The sequence below is a fragment of the Ferruginibacter lapsinanis genome, assembly GCF_020783315.1.
Lineage (GTDB): Bacteria > Bacteroidota > Bacteroidia > Chitinophagales > Chitinophagaceae > Ferruginibacter > Ferruginibacter lapsinanis.
Window position 1 is genome coordinate 2,041,336 of the sequence record NZ_CP086063.1, and the last position, 20,516, is coordinate 2,061,851.

Sequence of the window (20,516 nt, forward strand, 5' to 3'; positions counted from 1 at the left end):
ATTAAATATACACTATAGTTTTTCAAAAAAGGCAATACTGCCACCAACCCATGTTTTGTCCTGGTTATAGCGTGTGCCGATCATTTTACCTTTGCTTAGTCTTGCCAGGTTATGTGCAGCTATGGGGCGTTTTGAATCCTTATCACGGAAATAAAATAAGCGTATCTCTGCTTTGGCAGCACCGTCGGGGGTTTGAATGATATCGGCGTATTTTACTTTGTGTTGCAGTATCCAGTTTTCGGGGTCGTTGATCTTTTCAATATCGCTGAGTGTAACATCAATTACCACTCCCATTCCGGCAAAAGAAAAGAGTGGTTTTAAAACATAATTCTCCAGGTCTTTAGGTAGCTCCTTTATCTCATGTAAAAAATAAGTTTTAGGTACATAAGGATTGTGTATCAGTGGTAAGGTGTATTTACTTATTCTGTAAAACCAATTCGGATGAGGTATCCATTCAACATCCCATGGTTGCGTAATGTCAATTATCTTGCCTATATCTTTTTGTTGATGCAAATCATCAAAAATGATACGGTTATATATTTTATTTATTTGAACCTCTCTGCCATCATTTATATAAAACAATTTATTTCCTTTAGGAATTAGTTTAGTAATACAAACCGTTTTTATGCCCAATATATCTTCTGTAAAATAAAAGTCAACTCTTGTTTTTTGTTTCTCAGGAAATACCTCCAGCAAGATCACATTTTCGGTAGGAGTGTTGTCAATGATGATCTTTTTTAAAAATTGCAGATAGCTTTCTTTTGTAAAACCATTCAGATAGCTATCGTAATTATCAGGCACATTGGCATAAGTTCTCGTAAGCTCACTATGGTAGATCTGGAAAGCAAATAGAGTAGGGAATCCCTGCATCTCTATTAGTTGTGGTACAAGTTCTCCATTTTCATTTTCACAAATGCCAAAATCAAATGCGATGAAATCACTGTAGTTGTTTTCATTTGGCACGATCAGCTTTTTTGGTATGGCATTTTCCGTGAGCTGTTTAAATTTATCATCCACAATTACATCAATGATATCTTCACAGGCCTGCAGCATTTTTTTTGTAAAATCCTTCGGAATAAAAACAGGTGTTTCTGCAATTCTGAATTCAATTGCCCCCGGATGAAACCGATCCAGTTTTTCTAAGTAAGCGGCATATTTTTCGGCAGTAAAATTTTTATTAAACTGTTCTCGTAATTCTTTTTGCATCCGATATGAAGTTTATATTTCGGCCATTTGTAAATTTTGCACCGCGATATTTAAAAAGTTTGGAAGAATGTGTGTATAAGTAAACATGATCTTGTCCGGGTCGTTCAGTTGCTCGATCATGCTTTCCCATTTTTCTGATCCGTAGTTTTCGATTACAGTTTTCTTTTTTTCTTCTGTTTGCAGGTACATGCTCATGCCTATTGCATCCGCTTCCGGGTGGAATTGTGTGCCAATCATGAATTGATTAAACCGTACTGCCATGATGGCCCGTTCCAGAGGAATATGTGGTCTTTCTTTTTCTATCGCTAAAATTTTAGCACCTGTTTGATCAAGGATCTCGTAATTAGGTTCTATTACCTGGTAATCCCTGCTATCAACAGAATAAAAAGGATCAGGCATGCCATCAAAAACCGGCTCTCTTTTTCCATCCATCATCAGGTGTACAGGGAAAACACCAAAAGCAGTGCTTCTGCGTTTACATACATTGCCGATATTAAAATACCTGCAGGCTAGCTGAAAAGAATGGCAGATAAAAAAGACATGTTTTTTTTGAAAAGCTACATTGTCATTATTCCACTGTTCAACTTTACCCAACCAATCAAAATAAGTATTCTCCCATTCGCTGCCTTTACTTTCTAAAGGGCTGCCGGGGCCACCGCTGGAAATAAATATATCATAAGAAAAATCGGGAACTTCATTTTTCAATCGAACATCAAATTCATTCCAAACAACATCAAGGTTATTACTGTCACTAAACTGGTTTAGTATTTCCCTGATACAACGCATGCCTTCATTGGCTTTTCCTTCGTACAGGTCTAAAACAGCTATGCGTATGGTTGGAGAATTGTTCATGGCGCAAATTTACAACTTATTTAATGTTTCAAATACCGGGGTTAGATGCCGCTTAAAAAGCTGCTTTGTATGTAATCTGTTACCGCTATAAGGTCATTGTCTTTTTCGTATACTTTCAGTTGCCTGTCTGCACCTGTACCTTGCTCAAGCATAGTATGTACATAATTAATGGCATGCTTACTGCCTAAATGAGGTACTACATCATCAATGAATTCCAGTAGTTCATAGATCAGTACCCTGGTGTTCACTTCTGTTTCTTTTCCAAAATCTATCAGGCTTCCGTCAATACCATATCTGCTTGCTCTCCATTTGTTTTCGTTTATTAATGCCCGTGAGTACGACATAAAATTAAGATTCTGCATTCTCAGCTTATATAGCTTTGCACTTACGGCCTGAAATAAGGCTGCAATAGTAATTGTTTCCTGTACTGTCATCGGTACATCACAAATACGATATTCAACTGTATTAAAGAAAGGATGTACTCTAAGGTCCCACCATATTTTTTTGGCATTGTCTATGCAATTGGTTTTTACTAATAGCTTTACATAATTTTCGTAGGCTTCAATACTTTCATAATAATCGGGGATGCCGGTACGAGGGAATTTGTCAAATACTTTACTTCTAAAACTTTTATAGCCTGTTTTTCTACCTTCCCAAAAAGGGGAGTTGGTGCTTAGTGCATAAATATGGGGGAGAAAATATCTGGCTGCATTGGCAATATGGATGGCCATTTCCCTGGTTTCCATGCCCACATGCACATGCAGACCAAAAATTAAATTACTTCTGGCAGCTTCCTGCAATTCGTTTACTATTTCACTGTAACGGGCATGGTCGGTGATCAGTTGGCTTTCCCAATGGCTGAATGGATGTGTACCAGATGCTCCAACTTTTAATCCCAGGTTTTCTGCAATGCCGCTAATTGTTTTTCGTAATGTAGCAACATCAACAAAAGCCTCATCAACGTTCTGACAGATATCTGTGCCCACTTCAACAACAGCCTGGTGCATTTCTGCTTTCACTTTATCCTTGATCACTTTTTGACCTTCCTGTACAATTTTTTGTTCATGACTTTTTAGCTCTCTCGTTACAGGGTCTATTACCATGTATTCTTCTTCTACGCCGAGGGTAAAATTTTTATATGAAATATTAGCCATGATTATTTGAAATTTTTGGATTTAAGATTTGCAATTTCTTTTGAGATGCTAGAGCTTATTTTAAAGGAAGACTTTAAAAATTCAAATAAAATTGTAAATCCCAAATCGTAATTCGTAAATTCTTTATAATGATCCTTTGTTAATACTCTTCCTAAGATATTCTCCCCAGGTTAAATTATCTTTTCCTGCTTTATGTTCTTTCGCTTTTTCAATTGCGTAGGTTGCAGCTGTTTCTACTACCCATTCAAAATTTTCTTCGCCAACGCTGGCCAGATCTGCATCCGGGGCAGGGTTGCAAAAATCGATGGCATATGGCACGCCATCTCTTAACGCTAATTCTACCGTATTAAAATCATAGCCGAGGTATTCGTTAATTTTTAAAACGATATCGGTCATCATTTTTATTTTTTCTTTAGATGGCTTAAAATCTGCAACATAACGAAGATGATGAGGATTACGAGGTTCGTAACTCATTATGCGTACATGTTTTCCGCCAATGCAATAACAACGATAGTATTCTTCAAAAATAATTTCTTCCTGAAGCATCATTACCAATTCGCCTGTCTCGGCGTGTTTTGTAAAAAAATCTTCCCGGTCAGTTAATTTGTACACGTTTTTCCATCCGCCTCCGGCAAATGGTTTCATATATGCAGGAAACCCTACATAGTTAAAGATACTTCCCCAATCTAAAGGGTAAGAAAGATTTGAAAAAGATTCATGAGCAGTATCGGTAGGTAATTCATACGATGGAAGAATAACTGTTTTTGGAACTGCGACCCCAATTTTTGTCATTAAACAATTATTGAAAAACTTCTCATCAGCACTCCACCAAAACGGATTGTTGATCACCGCCGTGCCACATAATGCTGCATTTTTTAAAAATGCCCTGTAAAAGGGCACATCCTGTGATATACGATCTACTATCACTGTATAACCACAATCTTCGCCCTGCATTACTTTTTCAATGTGTACAGGTTCTGCTTTTATTCCTTTAATTTTTTTACTGTTAATTCTTTCAACAAATGCCTCAGGGAAAGTTCGTTCCTTGCCAAATAAAATGCCAATTTTTTTCATACGCTTAATTTTAGTGAGAGCTGTCTGTATATCCTACCAAATATATTTTTTTAAAAGGGATTAAACAAATTATGTTTATCATTCAAATCTTGGCTTTCAGGCTGTGCTAATTTTACTTTTCTTATTTTTGACGATTATGGTAATAGAAAAAATGAGCAATAGCAGGGTAGAGAATCATTTATTGACCTCTGTGTTTTTGCAAAGAGAGGTGAAGGTTGATTGTTTTCTTCCTGTTGGAAAAACGCTGTCTGAAGGAATGAGTTTATTGTTGATCAATGATGGGCAAGACCTGGTGAAAATGGATTTTAACCACATGCTGGAATCTTTATACACACAGAGAACAATAGAGCCAATATTTTGTGTAGGCATACATTGCAGTGCTGATAGGAAAAATGAATATGGTACTGCAGGGGTTTTGGATTATCAGGGACTGGGTGCAAAAGCAGCTTTGTATACTCGTTTTATTTTCGAAGAATTATTGCCTTTCATCAGAAAGAAATATTCTATAAGATCATTCAAGGAAAAGTCGTTCGCCGGGTTTTCTTTAGGAGGCTTGTCTGCTTTGGATATTGCGTGGAAAAATTCCGAAGAGTTTACAAAGGTTGGCGTATTCAGTGGCTCTCTTTGGTGGAGAGACCGATCTGCAGAAGCACCGGATTTTAATGAAGAAACTGACCGGATCATGCACAGGCAGATACGGGAAGGCAATTTTGCCCCGTGGCTTAATTTCTTTTTTGAAGTAGGTACATTAGACGAAACAGCAGATAGAAATAATAACGGTATCATTGATACGATAGATGATACCATCGGTTTAATTGATGAACTTGAAAAAAAGGGATATGATAGATCCGCTCAAATAAGATACCTGGAGTTGCAGGATGGCAAACATGATGTATCTACCTGGGCAAGAGCTTTCCCGGAATTTTTACAATGGGGATGGGGCAAATAGAGATAAATAAATTATTCAATGAATAAAAAAACCTCTGCATTTGCAGAGGTTTTTTTATTTGGTGTATTTTCTGTTTTTAATTCAAAATATATCTTAACCCTAATTGTATGCTCCATGTACTTGAAGCAGAAAAGTTAGCTTGATAAGCTTTTGTAGGACCATCAGGATTAAATGTGAACTTAGGATTGTTCCTATTAAAAGATTCAGCACCTGTATTGTTAGAACTGCTCGGTGTACCTAAGATACCCATGTCTGAGAAAGTTCCAAAAGTGTAAGAGTATTTGTATCCCCAATCTTTATTGATCAGGTTAAGTACATTGATTATATCTGCACTGGCTTGCAAAGTATGTTTTTTGCCACCTACTTTTAATGAAAAGTCCTGTAAGATCCTGGCGTCAAGAGAATTTAACCAAGGCAATAATCCTGCGTATTTATCAAAGTATTTGCCTTTGTTTTTACTTAAGGCTTTGTCACTGTTTATAAAGTTAAAGAATGCATCACTCTGTTGTTTGGCCGTATATGTTTTCGAACCAACTTTAAATCCTTCTACAAAAGTAATTTCTGTAGCATCTTTTGGTACATAAATAACATCATTTGTTGCGCCATCGCCATTAATATCAGCACCATAACGGAAAGTATATCTTTCCTGAGATGAACCGGTATAAACCAGGCCGATTGTAGTAGCCATATTTTTGTGTGCATATTCAAATCGTTTTGTAAGTGATGCTACAACACGATGAGGAATTGAGTAGTTAGAATAGCCGAGATCCGGTATGTTGGGATTATAAGTAATGTTGTTGGTGGTCCATCCGCTTCCAGATTGATCACTGCTGCCAATCGCCACTTCATCTGCATAGGTATAAGCATATGCTACACTGGCCTCCCAGCCTTTTGAAAATGATTTTTGTAAGGAAGTAGAGAAGGAGAAACTACCACCTTTGTTGATATTGTCCATTACCGCCATTTGGTTAACGCCGGAATTTAATTTCGTGTTGTAGTAAGGTTTGTCTTTTAAGCTACCACCTAAACTTCCATTTTGAGCACCCAGATTAGCGTTACGGAAATATACATTGTTTCTGATCTTAGAATATAATGCCTCTATTGTCAGAGTAAGTGTATTACTTAATTTTTTATCTATTGCCAGATTTGTTTTCCATACTTGTGGCATTTTAAAATCTTTTGCTACGGCGCTGTAACTCGATCCGCTTGGTATGCTGGTACCTACAGGAGGAGGATTAGTTGGGATATAAGTTGTTCTGTCTGTACTATATCTGATTGCGGCCAGATCCGCTCCAGTTGGCGTGTAGGATGCTCTTACAATACCATTGTCTCCTACTTGGTTCACCAGCCAGATAAAAGGAATACGGCCTGTAAATAAACCGGTACCACCTCTTACGATCAATGATTTATCACCTTCCACATCATAGGTAAAGCCTACTCTTGGGGAAACCAATAATTTTGCTTCAGGCCATTTGCTAACATCAAAACTTTCATCAACACCATTTTCATCTTTAAATACCACCGCTTCCAGTGCCGGGTTTTTTGCAGGTGTATAAGGATAGAAAGGTTTGTCTACTCTTACACCATATGTCAATTTAAATTTATTAGAAGCACTCCAAACATCCTGAACGTATACACCCAACTGAGCAAATTTTGCTGATGGAACATTTACGCCGGTAGGGTTGGCAGGATCGTATGTAACATTAAAAAATGAAGGAGCTTTGTTGTCTATGAAATCCTGTAATGAGGCATATCTGTAATAAGAAGGCCCGCCGGAACTCATGAATGAGTTTTCAAAGGTCATATACTCATAACTCACCCCGCCGGTAATAACATGCTTGCCTAGATTTGCTGTTACGTTATCAGATACATTGTATGCAATATCCTTAATACTGTTCTTGTAAGAAAAAAGATCTGTTCCAAGAGAAATGTATACGTTACTGGCATCTTTCATGATATCAACAAAAGGCGCTGCAACATTTGGCACTCTCTTGGGTTGGTTATCGGTGTATGATGCAATCAATTGGTTACTTACTTTATTACTGATAGTTGAGTTTAATTCAATAACACCTGAAATTACTTTGGTGTTGTTTTTAAAATTAGTGCCATCAAAAGCTAGTCCGCCGTTAGTTCCACCTCTTCTTCCATTATTTAATCTTGTTGCACCCGTTGGTCCGCTTGAAGTATTCACCATGTCGTCATCATTTGTTTCTGATTGACTATAACGGGCACTTAATCTGTGTTTATTAGAGATGACCCAATCTATCCTTCCTAAAAATTTGAAATTATCTGTTTGGAAATTATACCCTTCATAAATACCCGGGTCAAATCCGTAGTTATTGATCACGTGTGTACGAACCAGATCAAGATCAGTTGCTAATACGGGTGTTAACTGAGGATTGCCATCATTTGTACCAGGGCGTTTTGCCAACCAATTTTGACCGGGTAATGTTCTTTTCTCACCCTCTGCATTAACAAAAAAGAATAGTTTGTTTTTTATGATAGGTCCGCCAATGCTTCCTCCATAAGTTTTGGCAGAAAGTTTAGATACATCAACTGTTTGATTGAGAACTTTTGTACCGTATAAATTGTGTCCTCTGTTCATGACAAATGCAGTTGCGTACCAATTGTTGGTACCTCTTCTTGTAACTGCATTTACTCCACCACCAACAAATCCAGCTTGTCTTACATCAAAAGGAGCTATGTTTACCTGTACCTGATCGATCGCATCGATTGAAATAGCAGATGAAGCACCTCCCGGTACAAAACCATCGCCGCCACGTCCAAAGTTATTATTGAACAAAGAGCCATCAATAGTAATGTTGTTATAGCGGTTATTCATACCGGCAAAACTATTCCCATTACTTTGTGGTGTTAGTTTAGTTACACCTGTTATAGCTCTGCTGATATTTGGTAAGTTTATTAACTGTGCTCTTGAAATATTTGTAGATGCGCCTGTTTTTTCATTAACAGATTTTCTTCCACCGATCACCACCACGTTTTGAAGATTTGTACTGGTAGGAGACATCTCAACTTTTATATCATATTTTTCACCCAGCGGGATGAAAATATCAGTCTTTTTGAAATCACCATTTCCAATAAAAGTTACGGTAATGGAGTATGGCCCTCCCGGAGGAACATTTGATACATCAAAACGGCCTCCTTTTTTAGAGACCACTTTGTAAACATAATTAGAAGGTTCATACGTAATTGACACATTGGCGCCAACCAATGGCTCATTCTTTTCGGTCACTACAACACCCGAGATGTTACTGGTAGTAACCTGTGCATCGGATAAAAAGGGGATTGCTAAAAGAGCAATAACCAATTGACTTAATCTTTTAATAAGCATAGTAGTTTGGTTTAGTGAAGTCTAATAAAATATAAATTAGTATAAATATGTTAAACTTTATTAACATTTTGATAAGGCAAAAGAAAATTGAATCTTGCTGCATCTGATTATTAATTTAATATGAATAAATAATTCCTTATTTCATAATAATTTCAGGGAGAAAAAACTACTAAACCTTAGTAACTTTGCGTATAAATTGTAATTATGTTAGATAGTATCGAAAGTGCGATAGAAGACATCAGAAATGGGAAAATGGTCATAGTGGTGGATGATGAAGATAGAGAGAATGAGGGCGATTTTTTAACTGCAGCAGAGAATGTTACCCCTGAAGTGATCAATTTCATGAGTACACATGGAAGAGGGCTAATTTGTGCTCCTTTGTTGGATGAACGTTGTGAAGAATTGAATTTGCAACCAATGGTTGTTGATAATACGGCTTTACATGAAACAGCATTTACTATAAGCGTAGATCTATTAGGACATGGATGTACTACCGGGATTTCAGCTCACGACAGGGCAAAAACCATCCAGGCATTGATCAATCCAGAAACAAAGCCGGAAGATCTTGGTCGCCCTGGTCATATTTTCCCATTAAGAGCAAAAAAGGGAGGTGTTTTAAGAAGAGCGGGGCATACAGAGGCAACAGTTGATCTGGCAAGGCTTGCCGGCTTTGCACCAGCCGGAGTTTTAGTTGAAATTATGAATGAAGACGGATCAATGGCCAGATTACCCGAGTTGAAAGAGATCGCTAAAAAGTTTGACCTGAAACTTATTTCTATAAAGGATCTGATCGAATACAGGCTATCTAAAGAAACCCTGATCAGTGAAGAAGAGCGGGTGCAGATGCCAACTAAATATGGCACTTTTGAATTGATTGCTTTTAAACAATTGAATACCGGCGAAATTCATTTGGCCATTAAAAAAGGCGAATGGAAAAAAGATGAGCCAGTGATGGTAAGAGTGCATAGTAGTTGTATCACCGGAGATATTTTAGGTTCTCTTCGCTGCGATTGTGGGGATCAACTGCATATGGCATTAAGAATGATTGAGAAAGAAGGAAAGGGATTGGTGTTGTATATGAATCAGGAAGGACGAGGGATAGGGTTACTTAATAAATTGAAAGCATACAAATTGCAGGAGCAAGGGAGAGATACCGTTGAAGCAAATGTTGAACTTGGTTTTAAAATGGATGAAAGAGATTATGGGGTGGGAGCGCAAATTCTTCGCCATTTGGGTATTAGTAAAATGAAATTGTTGAGCAATAATCCCCGAAAACGTGCCGGTTTATTGGGTTATGGATTGGAAGTGGTGGGTTCCATTGCAATTGAAATAGATCCGAATCCGCACAACGAAAAATACCTTACTACAAAAAGGGATAAAATGGGGCACAATATTTTGAACGAAAAATAATTTACTGCTTTATAAAGCGACTTACACAAAGTTTGTGGCTACCTGAAAAACAACTGAAATTGTATATTCCTGCCGGAAGATTGGCGCAGTCAATGATAATTTGATTATCACCAGGGGAAACTACAATTGTATTGATCTTTAGTAATTTTCCTGAAACATCTGTGATGGTAATTTTGAGCTGAGCTTTTTCGATACTCGCAATAGTAAGGAGTAAGTTCCTATTTGTTAAAGCAGAATTTGTTTTGATATCAATAACATTTCTTTTAGTGTTATCCAGTGCGATGATGTTAGAAAAAGAAATTTGTTGGTTAGCCTCAATCAGTTTTAATCGATAGTATTTAAGCCCGGATATATTTTGCAAATCGGTAAAATCAAAAGGTTGTTGACAGCGTATATTGTCTGCCGTTATGGTATATATACTGGTAAAGTGTATGGCATCTGATGACTTTTGTACCTCAGCTGTAATACCAGCTGATGAACAATACATTGACCATTTCAGTTTATTGCCGGTTACTGTTTTTTGCCCATTAAAATAATTTACAGTTACAGGTACTATTGATAAAAGGGTGGCACTATCCATAATTCCCCTACTTAAATTGTAGAAACTTCCGGTTGTAGATGTCTGTAATTTAACGGCTCTAACCATATAGATATTATTGCCAATTGTAGCATTGAAGTCATTAATAGCGGTCCCTGTCGTATAATTTGAGTTAAGCAATTGAAATGTGTCTGCCAGAGATTTAGCCTTGTAAACATAATACCCCAAAACATCCGGAGAGGTTGACGGAGTCCAACTTACTCTTAATCCTGTATAGTTACTGCCGCTTATGTTTGTGATGGTAAGATTGGTAGGAGGTTCATACACATACATCTTTAAAGTGGGGTCGCCTAGCAAAGTTGTATGTATCATTTGCATTCCATATCCGGATGGAGCATATGTGCTTCTGTTGATACTTGATTCAAATGCATCTGCACCGATTGGTTCACCCATTGCCATGTGGTGGAAGAACCAGTTGGGTCTACCTGCCCAACAGTTTACTAATATATTTGATTTGCCCGCTAACGGAGCTCTTAAAAAATTATCCTGATTATCCCAGTCACCAAAATAACTACCAAACATCATAGTAAATACAGACTGTAATTCTGTTGTTTTAAATAAAGATGTATTACCGATACCTCCGGCACTTTGATATCCTCCTGCGCCACAGGCATAACTCCATAAATAATCGTTATTTATCATTCCCAATGAATAGTTGCCGGTACTTACACTGTCAGAAGTAAGTAGAGTGTTGAAGTTCCTCCAGCCGTTTTGAGCAAATGCCTCACCGTCAAAATATCCAAAATTATCAGTGATCAATCCTCGCATTCTGAATTTTTTCTGAACTGTTCTGTAAGTATGGTTTTTATCAAGATATTGCTTCAGTAAAAAAGTGTCATTGCTATTTATTGCAGGCATATTATATACATCAACTCTACCTGAAAATAATTTCAGATACCGAGTATTGATAAAGCTCTGATCAAATTTACCATCGCCAGGAATATTTTTGTTTTCGGCTCTTGATGCGGTAATGTCGTTAACACTGATATCTGTCCAATAAGTAAAACTTGTATCGCAATAATAGGCGTCAGTTGGCCAGGCTCCAACATGGTCATCATGTCCGTCAGGGGCAATTAATCCGCTGTATGGAACAGGGATATGGCCTAAAATAAATATTCCTTTTACTTTTTGTGTGTCTGCAAGATAGGTGCTTACAATAAATTGTTTGACCGATCTTACCGACTGGTTTCTGCCAATATCTTTTCTTACGATGATCCATCCTTCATTGATCAAATCAATTTCTAAGCGGCTGATTTCTGTAAAAAGAGGATTGATATAATTACTGTCTACAAGCAATATTATTTTCCCCTGGCTGTGTTTTACAGGCAACTTACTTGCACAATAAACGTAAGAGTATGCAGAGAATGGAGCAATACTGCTGGTAGCTTTAATATTGTACTCATACCCAATACCGGAAGTAACTGTATTATCTATATAAAATGTATCATTCATTCCCAAGCTAGATGTGAGCAATGTCCATGAGCTATCTGTCCTGCCTTTTCTTGAAACGGAATATGATTGTGCATTTAACCCCTTCTTCCAACGTAAAGTAAATGACAGGGGGGCATTGGTCGATGTAACGCTTACATCTAATGATCTGTCTGCCGATGTTTGGGAATAACCAAAAACTGCAGCAAGAAAACAAACAACTAGACCTATTGTTCTTTTCATTGAACGCTACTTATTTATCTATTTAATATTTACGAAGTATCAGTTTTTGGTATTCAAAGATAATATAATATTTCAAAGAAGAGCCAGGCTGGTATTACTTTACTTTTTCTTTTATTTCCTGCAATTTGAGCAATGCCTCAACGGGGGTTAACCTGTTGATATCGACAGCATTCAGCAAAGTTCTGATCTCGTCAAATGTGGCAGAGTGGGCATCAAAAATACTTAATTGCACTTTTGGGGTACTTAATTGTTTTACCGATTCATTGATATCCTTGCTTTCACGACTGTCTTCCAGTTGCTTTAGTATTTCGTTCGACCGGTCAATTAAAGAAGGGGGCATGCCGGCCATTCGGGCCACATGTATACCAAAACTATGCACACTGCCCCCTGGTGCTAATTTTCGCAGGAATATGATTTTGTTGCCAACTTCTTTATTGGTAACGTGGTAGTTTTTTACTGTAGACAATTTATTCTCCAGCTCATTCAATTCATGATAGTGAGTGGCAAATAATGTTTTAGGCTGTGCTTTACTGTTATGTAGGTACTCAACAATGCTCCAGGCAATGCTGATGCCATCATAAGTGGATGTGCCCCGACCTATTTCATCTAATAAGATCAAGCTTCGGCTGGTAATATTATTGATGATACTGGCAGTTTCATTCATTTCTACCATGAAAGTACTTTCGCCTCCACTTAAATTATCACTTGCGCCAACACGGGTAAAAATTTTATCTGTTAACGGGATCTTTGCATCGCTAGCAGGTACAAAACTTCCCATATGAGCCATTAAGGTAATGAGAGCCGTCTGACGCAGAATAGCACTCTTACCACTCATGTTCGGTCCTGTTAAAATAATGATCTGTTGTGTAGCAGGATCCAATAAAATATCATTGGCAATATAACTTTCACCAATCGGTAAATTTCTTTCTATAACCGGATGCCTGCTGTCTTTAATGTCTAAAATAAATCCATCATTTAAAGCAGGTTTTTTGTAATTGAATTGAAGTGCATTATTAGCAAAGCAGCTAAGGCAGTCTATGATAGCCATCACATGTCCATTCACCTGCATCGGTGAAATGTAATCCTGTAACTCGTTCAATAATTTTTCGAATATCTGTAATTCAATCTGGAATATTTTGTCTTCTGCACCAACAATTTTCTCTTCATATTCTTTTAATTCAGGAGTGATATATCTCTCTGCATTTGCCAGCGTTTGTTTACGTATCCAGGTATCAGGCACTTTTGATTTATGGATATTAGTTACTTCTAAATAATAACCAAATACATTATTGAAACTTATTTTTAAAGAAGAGATGCCCGTGGCAGCGGCCTCTTTTTGTTGCAACTCAATTAAGTAATCCTTTCCTCCGCTGGCAATTTTTCTAAGCCCATCTAATTCTTCATTTATTCCCGAAGCGATCATTCCGCCTTTGCTTGCCAATGCAGGAGGATTTTCATTGATCTCTTTCAGTATCTTATCCAGGATATATTTGCATGGGTTCAATGAATCTCCCAAACGTTTTAAATAATCGTTCGAAGAATTCTCACAGAATAATTTTATTGCTTCGGTTTGTTGCAGTCCTTTGGCAATTTGCAACACCTCTCTCGGATTTACTTTTTTAAGTGGCACTTTACTGGCCAGTCTTTCTACATCTCCCGCCTGTTTGATATGCAGTGTGATCTTGTTTCTGAGATCAACTTCTTTAATCAAAAATTCAACAGTAGCTAAACGTTCATTTATTTTTGTGATATCGTTCAGTGGCAGTACCATCCAGCGTTTCAATAACCTGGCTCCCATAGGAGAGACCGTATTGTCTAATACTTTCAATAGTGTATTACTTCCATCTGCACCACCAAATAATTCTAAATTCCTGATGGTGAATCTGTCCATCCATAAATGCTCGTCCCTATCAATTCTTTGTATAGAGGTAATATGTCCGAGGTTAGGATGTTCTGTATCTTTCAGGTAATGTAAAATGGCTCCGGCGGCAATAATGCCGGCAGATAAACCTTCTATACCAAAACCTTTCAGACTATGGGTGCCAAAATGTTTTAATAAACTTTCCTGTGCATATGCATCGGCAAAGATCCATTCGTCTAATCCGTAAGTAAAAAACTTCAGGCCAAAATATTCTTTGAATATTTTTTGTTTGTTGCGCTGAAAGATCACTTCGGCAGGTTTTAAACTCTGCAACAATTTATCTGCATATTCTTTATCTCCTTCTGCAATAAAAAACTCACCGGTGCTAATGTCTAAAAAAGCGATACCCATCTTTGCATCATCAAAATGGATGGATGCCAAGAAGTTATTACTGTTATGTTCTAATAATTTATCGTTAGTGGCCACACCTGGTGTAACCAATTCTGTAACGCCACGTTTTACAATTCCTTTCGCTTGCTTGGGATCTTCCAGTTGATCACAAATAGCAACACGATAACCGGCTTTAACTAATTTATGTAAATAGGTATCCAGTGCATGGTGAGGAAAGCCCGCCAATTGTGAAGAATCTGCATTGCCATTATTTCTTTTGGTTAAAGTAATGCCCAGCACTGTAGAGGCATTCACGGCATCCTGCCCGAATGTTTCGTAAAAATCTCCTACTCTAAATAACAGGATCGCATCAGGGTAGCGAGCCTTGATAGCGTTGTGCTGTTGCATTAAAGGTGTTTCGGCAGTTGCTTTAGCCATAAATACTTATTCGTTGATTGGGTTTGGCCCGTTTGTTCAGGTTGTCGCAAAAATAAGGGCTTTCGTTACTTAATTGACATCATTGTCCCCAATGTGAATTACTTTTGCAGATAATTTTTTTGGATGAGAAAACTGAGCATGGATGAATTGAACCGTAAAACGGTGGACGAATTTAAGCAGTCGGAAAAGATACCTGTTATTGCGGTACTGGAAAATATCCGCAGTGCCTATAATGTGGGAAGCGTATTCAGAACGGCCGATGCATTTTTATTAGAAGCCATTTACATAACCGGTTATACCTGTACTCCTCCACACAAGGAGATCAAAAAAACGGCATTGGGTGCCGAGGATTCAGTGACCTGGAGGCATTTTGCCAATGCGGCTGAAGCGATCACCGATTTGCAACAACAAGGGTATAGGGTTTTTGCCGTAGAGCAGGCTGAGAATAGCTACGCTCTTCAGAACGTAGATTTTAAAACCGACGATAAGGTCGCCGTAATATTTGGCAATGAAGTAACCGGCGTTGAGCAAACTACCATTGAACAATGCGAAGGCTGTATAGAAATACCTCAATTGGGGATGAAACATTCACTCAATATTGCAACAGCGGCAGGGGTGGTGTTGTGGGAGCTGGTAAGAAAACGATTACTTAATAATGGATAGTTGATAAATGATAATTGATAATGAGTGCAGTTAAAAAATATTTGTCTTTAGTAAAATTTTCGCATACAATTTTTGCAATGCCTTTTGCATTGATTGGTTTTTGTTTGGGAGCAAGAGAACAAATCACAATTTTTATTACAGGTTTTTATCGTGATCATTTGCCTTCTTCCTGGACGTTAGGCGAGGATAAAAGACCTCTGTGGGTAGTTTTTATTTTAGTTATTCTCTGCATGATCTTTGCCCGTTCTGCAGCTATGGCTTTCAATCGTTGGTTAGATGCAAACTATGATGCAAAGAACCCACGTACTGCAATACGGGAAATTCCGGCAGGAGTGATATCAAGTAGTAATGCTTTGAGGTTTGTAATTGTCAATTGCTTATTGTTCGTTGCCTGTTGTTATTTTATAAATACAGCTTGTCTTATTTTATCACCCGTTGCATTATTTGTGATCCTGTTCTACAGTTATACCAAACGTTTCACAGCATTGTGTCATTTGGTGTTAGGTGTAGGATTAAGCCTGGCACCTATCGGCGCATATCTTGCCGTAACAGGACATTTTGATCTACTGCCTATATTGTTTTCTTTCACTGTTTTATTTTGGGTAAGTGGGTTTGATATCATTTATGCTTTGCAGGATATTGAATTCGATCAATCACAACAATTGCATTCTATCCCGGCAGCTTTGGGTAAAGTAAAAGCATTAAGAGTATCAGAATTGTTACATGTTTTGTCGGCCATTTGTGTAATATATGCCGGTATATATGGGCATTTTAGTTGGTTGTATTGGATCGGTGTTGCAGTGTTTGTCGGGATGCTTGTTTATCAGCATAGCATTGTAAAACCAACTGATCTAAGTAAAGTGAATATTGCATTCATGACTGCAAACGGTATTGCATCAGTTGTATTTGCTGTTTTTGTTTTGTTAGACTTGTTCATCAATCAGTAAACATAATTCGTAATTCCAAAATCGTAATTCGTAAATAAAACATGGCTCGAATATTAGCAATTGACTACGGAGGTAAACGGACAGGATTGGCAGTAACTGATCCACTGCAGATCATTGCTACAGGTTTAACTACGATTGATTCAAAGGAATTGATCCCCTTTTTGAAAAATTATATTGCATCAGAAGAAGTGGAGTTGATCATTATAGGGCTTCCCAAAAACTGGGATGAGTCTGATACACATGGGACACCGTTGGTAGAAGCTGCCATCAAAAAGATCAAAAAAGAATTTCCTGCAATACCACTCAAAACGGTGGACGAGCGGTATACTTCAAAAATGGCCAAAGATGCCATGTTGGAAATGGGCATGAAAAAGAAAGACCGCCGTATAAAAGGAAATGTGGATGTAATTGCTGCAACCATCATTTTGCAGGAGTATTTGCAAAGTATTGCCTGATTCATTCATTGCTACCTAACTGATTTCAGCTAAATTTGCACCCTTAACAAATTAAATAATTCATTCAACCACACAATGATTTTACCAATAGTAGCATATGGTTCGCCGATATTAAGAAAAGTTTGCAGTGATATAACTCCTGATTATCCGGAGTTGGATAAACTGCTGGAAGATATGTGGGAGACTTTGTATAACAGCAATGGGGTAGGTTTGGCAGCACCGCAGATCAATAAAGATATTCGGCTTTTTGTGGTTGACAGTCAGCAGATATTTGCTAACATGGAAGAAGATGATGAGGAAGAGGATGACTATCCGGATGCTCCCGGTTTCAAAGGTGTTTTCATTAATGCGCATATAAGTAAGCTGGAAGGAGCAGAATGGAGTTATAATGAAGGCTGTTTAAGTATTCCCAAAATAAGGGAAGATGTGTATCGTAAAGAAAAAGTTACATTGGATTATGTAGACGAAAATTTTCAACCTCAAACCAAAACCTTTAACGGAATTACTGCAAGGGTGATCTTACATGAATATGATCATATAGAAGGAAAGCTTTTTATAGACTATATGAAACCGCTAAAACGTACACTGATCAAAAGAAAACTGGATGATATCAGTAAAGGGAAGATAAAGGTTGATTACCGGATGGTTTTTCCTAAATAATAATTTTACGTTTCATTTACATCGTTTGTAATAATTTGCAGGTATGATTAAGGGCATCATACCTTTTCTTTTTTGTGTACTCAGTTTTATTTCCTCATCGGCACAGGATTCATCTATTTACGTTGGTAAAAAAGTGATCACACTCAGTGAGGTGGTAGTGGATAATAAGCTGAATGTTCCCACCTTTATCAACAGGATAAAAAGCGATTCGTCTTTTTACAAAGCTTTCAGGAATCTTCATATCATTCAATTTTCTTCCAATAATGATATACGCATGCTGGATAAGCATGGAGAAATTAAAGCTTCATTGGTTAGTAAAACAAAACAAATAAGAGAAAATAATTGCAGGAAAATGGAAGTGCTGGAAGAGCAGTCATCGGGAGATTTTTATACAGATGATCACCAGTATAATTATTATACGGCCAATATGTATGCATCGCTTTTCTTTACCAATGGATTAGTTTGTGGCGAGGATAACATCGTTGCCGGCAGAGAATTCAGCACCTCGGGGAAAACAGGGATGGATAAACATAAAGAGCAATTGAAGATGTTGTTTTTTAATCCCGGGAAAAGAATAAACGGGCTGCCGTTTATGTCAAATAAGACTGCTATTTATGACGATGATATTGCAGAGAATTACGATATGAGCATTGATATGGATGAATACAACAAAACGAGTTGTTATATTTTTAAACAAAAAGTAAAACCAGGCAAGGAGGGGAGTGTGGTGTTGGATGAAATGACCACCTGGTTTGATGATAAAACCTTTGATGTAGTGGCTCGTAACTATACACTTAGTTACGATGCCGGCGTATACGATTTTAAAGTACAAATGGAAGTGCAAATGACACACTTCGGAGATCTGTTGGTTCCTTCACTATTGCGATATAATGGCAACTGGAAAGCCATTTTCAAGAAAAGAGAAAGAGGTGTTTTTACCGCCACACTTTTTGATTTTCAATAAGTTTGTCAGATTCTTTTTGCTGGCATGCAACTTTTTGTTGCAATTTCTCGACTGCATGTTTTGATAGCTACACTCTTTTATTACTAAAAATTCCCTCTACATGACAAAAAATTTACTTACACTTATTGGTGTAATGTCGGGCTTATCTGCCTTTGCTCAACCTGCACCCTTTATAGGTTGCCCTAATGTGAATACAGCCATATTAAGATCAGGAGACAATTCAACAACAACCAATCCGGTTTCTATTTACTCTGTTAATGGTATCACAGGCGCCCCTACTTTACTAAGTGGCCCAGTTCTGGATCCTTCAAATGCAGCTGTCAACCTTCAGATAAACGGATTAGGATTAAATACAGCTGATGGGTTTTTATATGGGTTATATGCAAATACTCCAACTTCATTGTCATTAACTCCTGCAATGCCTTTTTACAGATTAGGTGCAAATGCTGTAGCAGAGCAGTTAGGTACTATTGCCGGCCCTGCGCCTACAGCACCTGAAAATAGTTCAATTGTCAGTTCCGCAGCAGGTGAAATGGATCTTTCAAACAATTATTATTTTTCGGCAACAACAGGTACAACTGTAATCAATTTCTTTAATCCGGCAGCCAATACGTTCACTATGTCGAAAATATACATTGGTAAATTAACAGGAGTAAGTAGCCTTACCGCAGGTAATACTGCATTGTCTCCATTGTATGTTGAAGTGACCAATCCAAGTAATGATGCATTGGGTTATCTGACCTCGATTAAAACGGCTATGACTTTGTCATCAGCCCAAAATACTGGTCTTAGAGATTTTACTTACAACAGGTACGACAATATGTTATATGCTTACGTAACATATCCCGATCCATTAAATCCTTCGGGGAATTATTATGGTCAGATGTTGAAAGTAGATCCTGCTACCGGTATCTTGACGGCGGTGGCGGCTCCGGTGATCTTGCCTTTTGCAAATTCAGGCAATGAAGTAGCGGGTTCTTTTTTAAACAAATCAGGAAATTTCTTGATCTTATTTACAGATGGTAATATATATAAAGCTACTAATACCTCTATCGGTGTTTTTAATGGTAGTATCACACTTTTGAATGGAAACACAGGATTGCCAAATACTTTACGTGGTGATATGGCATCATGCGGAGCAGCCATAGAAGCTGGCATCTTGCCTGTTACATTAAATAATTTTAAAGTTTACAATCACGGAGAAGAAGTGATCATCAAGTGGCAAACAACTGCAGAAATAAATGTGAAAGAATTTATTATCCAAAAAAGTGCTGACGGGATCAACTGGGAAGATCTTACTTTGATTTCGACAATTGGCAATGCAGACAATGGAGCACAGTACCAGTTTACGGATAAAAGTTCCGCACAAACGGCGTTTTACCGGTTGGCCATAGTTGATAAAAACGGGGATAGAAAATTCAGTGCGATCAGGAAAATAACTGCTGGAGCGAAGGAGTTTTTATTTAGTGTGTACCCTAACCCTGTAAAGAACATATTGACGGTTGAAAGTCAACAAATAGTTTCTTCAAAAGCGATCATAAAAATAAGTGACCTTGCCGGACGGGTTTTGTTGAACCGAGCTAAAAAAGCTACTGAAAATATGATCAGTCTTGATCTATCCGGGCTGAATAAAGGGGTTTATTTTATTTGCCTGATCACTGAAGATGGGATAAACTCAACGCAAAGGTTTGTAAAGCAGTAAGATCTGCATGATTTGTACCCTATAAATACCGAGCGACCGATTAATCTGGTCGCTCGGTTTAATTTTGGGCAATTTTGCCCGAAAATTGGGGTAAAATCCTCAAAAATTATCTGTTTTGTATTGGAAATTCATTACCTTTGCCCACTATTTTTAAATTCTCCAATTAATAT

Annotated in this window: 15 protein-coding genes; 8 read left to right on the plus strand and 7 right to left on the minus strand. The window is 37.6% G+C overall.

What is annotated here, in order from left to right; translation table 11 throughout:
• Nucleotides 1-12: 12 nt before the first annotated feature.
• The 4 genes from LK994_RS08780 to LK994_RS08795 form a co-directional block, all read right to left on the minus strand.
• Entirely contained in the window at nucleotides 13-1,206 is a 1,194-nt protein-coding gene (locus LK994_RS08780; protein ID WP_229759703.1) for a hypothetical protein, read from the minus strand.
• 12 nt (nucleotides 1,207-1,218) lie between these two features.
• Nucleotides 1,219-2,058 carry a type 1 glutamine amidotransferase gene (locus LK994_RS08785; RefSeq protein ID WP_229759704.1) on the minus strand — a complete coding sequence of 280 codons (840 nt, stop codon included), beginning with the start codon at nucleotides 2,056-2,058 and terminating at the stop codon, nucleotides 1,219-1,221.
• 41 nt (nucleotides 2,059-2,099) lie between these two features.
• Entirely contained in the window at nucleotides 2,100-3,212 is a 1,113-nt protein-coding gene (locus LK994_RS08790) for a carboxylate-amine ligase (RefSeq protein WP_229759705.1), read from the minus strand.
• A 123-nt stretch (nucleotides 3,213-3,335) separates the two neighbouring features.
• Nucleotides 3,336-4,286, minus strand: a complete 951-nt coding sequence (locus LK994_RS08795) for an ATP-grasp domain-containing protein (protein WP_229759706.1) — start codon at nucleotides 4,284-4,286, stop codon at nucleotides 3,336-3,338.
• A gap of 136 nt (nucleotides 4,287-4,422) precedes the next feature.
• Here LK994_RS08795 and LK994_RS08800 point away from each other — a divergent pair, with 136 nt between their 5' ends.
• Nucleotides 4,423-5,235 (plus strand): alpha/beta hydrolase, encoded by an 813-nt coding sequence (locus LK994_RS08800; protein WP_229759707.1) that lies wholly within the window; start codon nucleotides 4,423-4,425, stop codon nucleotides 5,233-5,235.
• 76 nt (nucleotides 5,236-5,311) lie between these two features.
• Here the strand turns inward: LK994_RS08800 and LK994_RS08805 are convergent, their stop codons facing one another.
• Nucleotides 5,312-8,587: a TonB-dependent receptor gene (locus LK994_RS08805; RefSeq protein WP_229759708.1), complete on the minus strand. Its 3,276-nt coding sequence runs from the start codon at nucleotides 8,585-8,587 to the stop codon at nucleotides 5,312-5,314.
• A gap of 204 nt (nucleotides 8,588-8,791) precedes the next feature.
• Here LK994_RS08805 and LK994_RS08810 point away from each other — a divergent pair, with 204 nt between their 5' ends.
• Entirely contained in the window at nucleotides 8,792-9,997 is a 1,206-nt protein-coding gene (locus LK994_RS08810; protein WP_229759709.1) for a bifunctional 3,4-dihydroxy-2-butanone-4-phosphate synthase/GTP cyclohydrolase II, read from the plus strand.
• 1 nt (nucleotide 9,998) lies between these two features.
• On the opposite strand, the gene LK994_RS08815 is transcribed toward LK994_RS08810, so the two are convergent.
• Together LK994_RS08815 and mutS are read right to left on the minus strand one after the other, a co-directional pair.
• On the minus strand, nucleotides 9,999-12,266 hold the full coding sequence (locus LK994_RS08815) for a hypothetical protein (protein ID WP_229759710.1): 2,268 nt from the start codon (nucleotides 12,264-12,266) through the stop codon (nucleotides 9,999-10,001).
• A gap of 94 nt (nucleotides 12,267-12,360) precedes the next feature.
• A complete protein-coding gene (gene mutS / locus LK994_RS08820) occupies nucleotides 12,361-14,955 on the minus strand; it encodes a DNA mismatch repair protein MutS (RefSeq protein WP_229759711.1) in 2,595 nt (864 codons plus the stop codon).
• A gap of 123 nt (nucleotides 14,956-15,078) precedes the next feature.
• On the opposite strand from mutS, the gene LK994_RS08825 reads away from it, so the two are divergent.
• The 6 genes from LK994_RS08825 to LK994_RS08850 all read left to right on the plus strand — a co-directional run bounded on the left by LK994_RS08825 (nucleotide 15,079) and on the right by LK994_RS08850 (nucleotide 20,346).
• Nucleotides 15,079-15,618: an RNA methyltransferase gene (locus LK994_RS08825; RefSeq protein ID WP_229759712.1), complete on the plus strand. Its 540-nt coding sequence runs from the start codon at nucleotides 15,079-15,081 to the stop codon at nucleotides 15,616-15,618.
• 20 nt (nucleotides 15,619-15,638) lie between these two features.
• Nucleotides 15,639-16,565 carry a UbiA-like polyprenyltransferase gene (locus tag LK994_RS08830; RefSeq protein WP_229759713.1) on the plus strand — a complete coding sequence of 309 codons (927 nt, stop codon included), beginning with the start codon at nucleotides 15,639-15,641 and terminating at the stop codon, nucleotides 16,563-16,565.
• Nucleotides 16,566-16,606: 41 nt separating this feature from the next.
• On the plus strand, nucleotides 16,607-17,020 hold the full coding sequence (gene ruvX / locus LK994_RS08835) for a Holliday junction resolvase RuvX (protein ID WP_229759714.1): 414 nt from the start codon (nucleotides 16,607-16,609) through the stop codon (nucleotides 17,018-17,020).
• Between the two features lie 75 nt (nucleotides 17,021-17,095).
• Nucleotides 17,096-17,680 (plus strand): peptide deformylase, encoded by a 585-nt coding sequence (def, locus tag LK994_RS08840; protein ID WP_229759715.1) that lies wholly within the window; start codon nucleotides 17,096-17,098, stop codon nucleotides 17,678-17,680.
• A gap of 43 nt (nucleotides 17,681-17,723) precedes the next feature.
• A complete protein-coding gene (locus LK994_RS08845; protein WP_229759716.1) occupies nucleotides 17,724-18,644 on the plus strand; it encodes a hypothetical protein in 921 nt (306 codons plus the stop codon).
• Between the two features lie 100 nt (nucleotides 18,645-18,744).
• On the plus strand, nucleotides 18,745-20,346 hold the full coding sequence (locus LK994_RS08850) for a T9SS type A sorting domain-containing protein (RefSeq protein ID WP_229759717.1): 1,602 nt from the start codon (nucleotides 18,745-18,747) through the stop codon (nucleotides 20,344-20,346).
• Nucleotides 20,347-20,516: the final 170 nt, after the last annotated feature.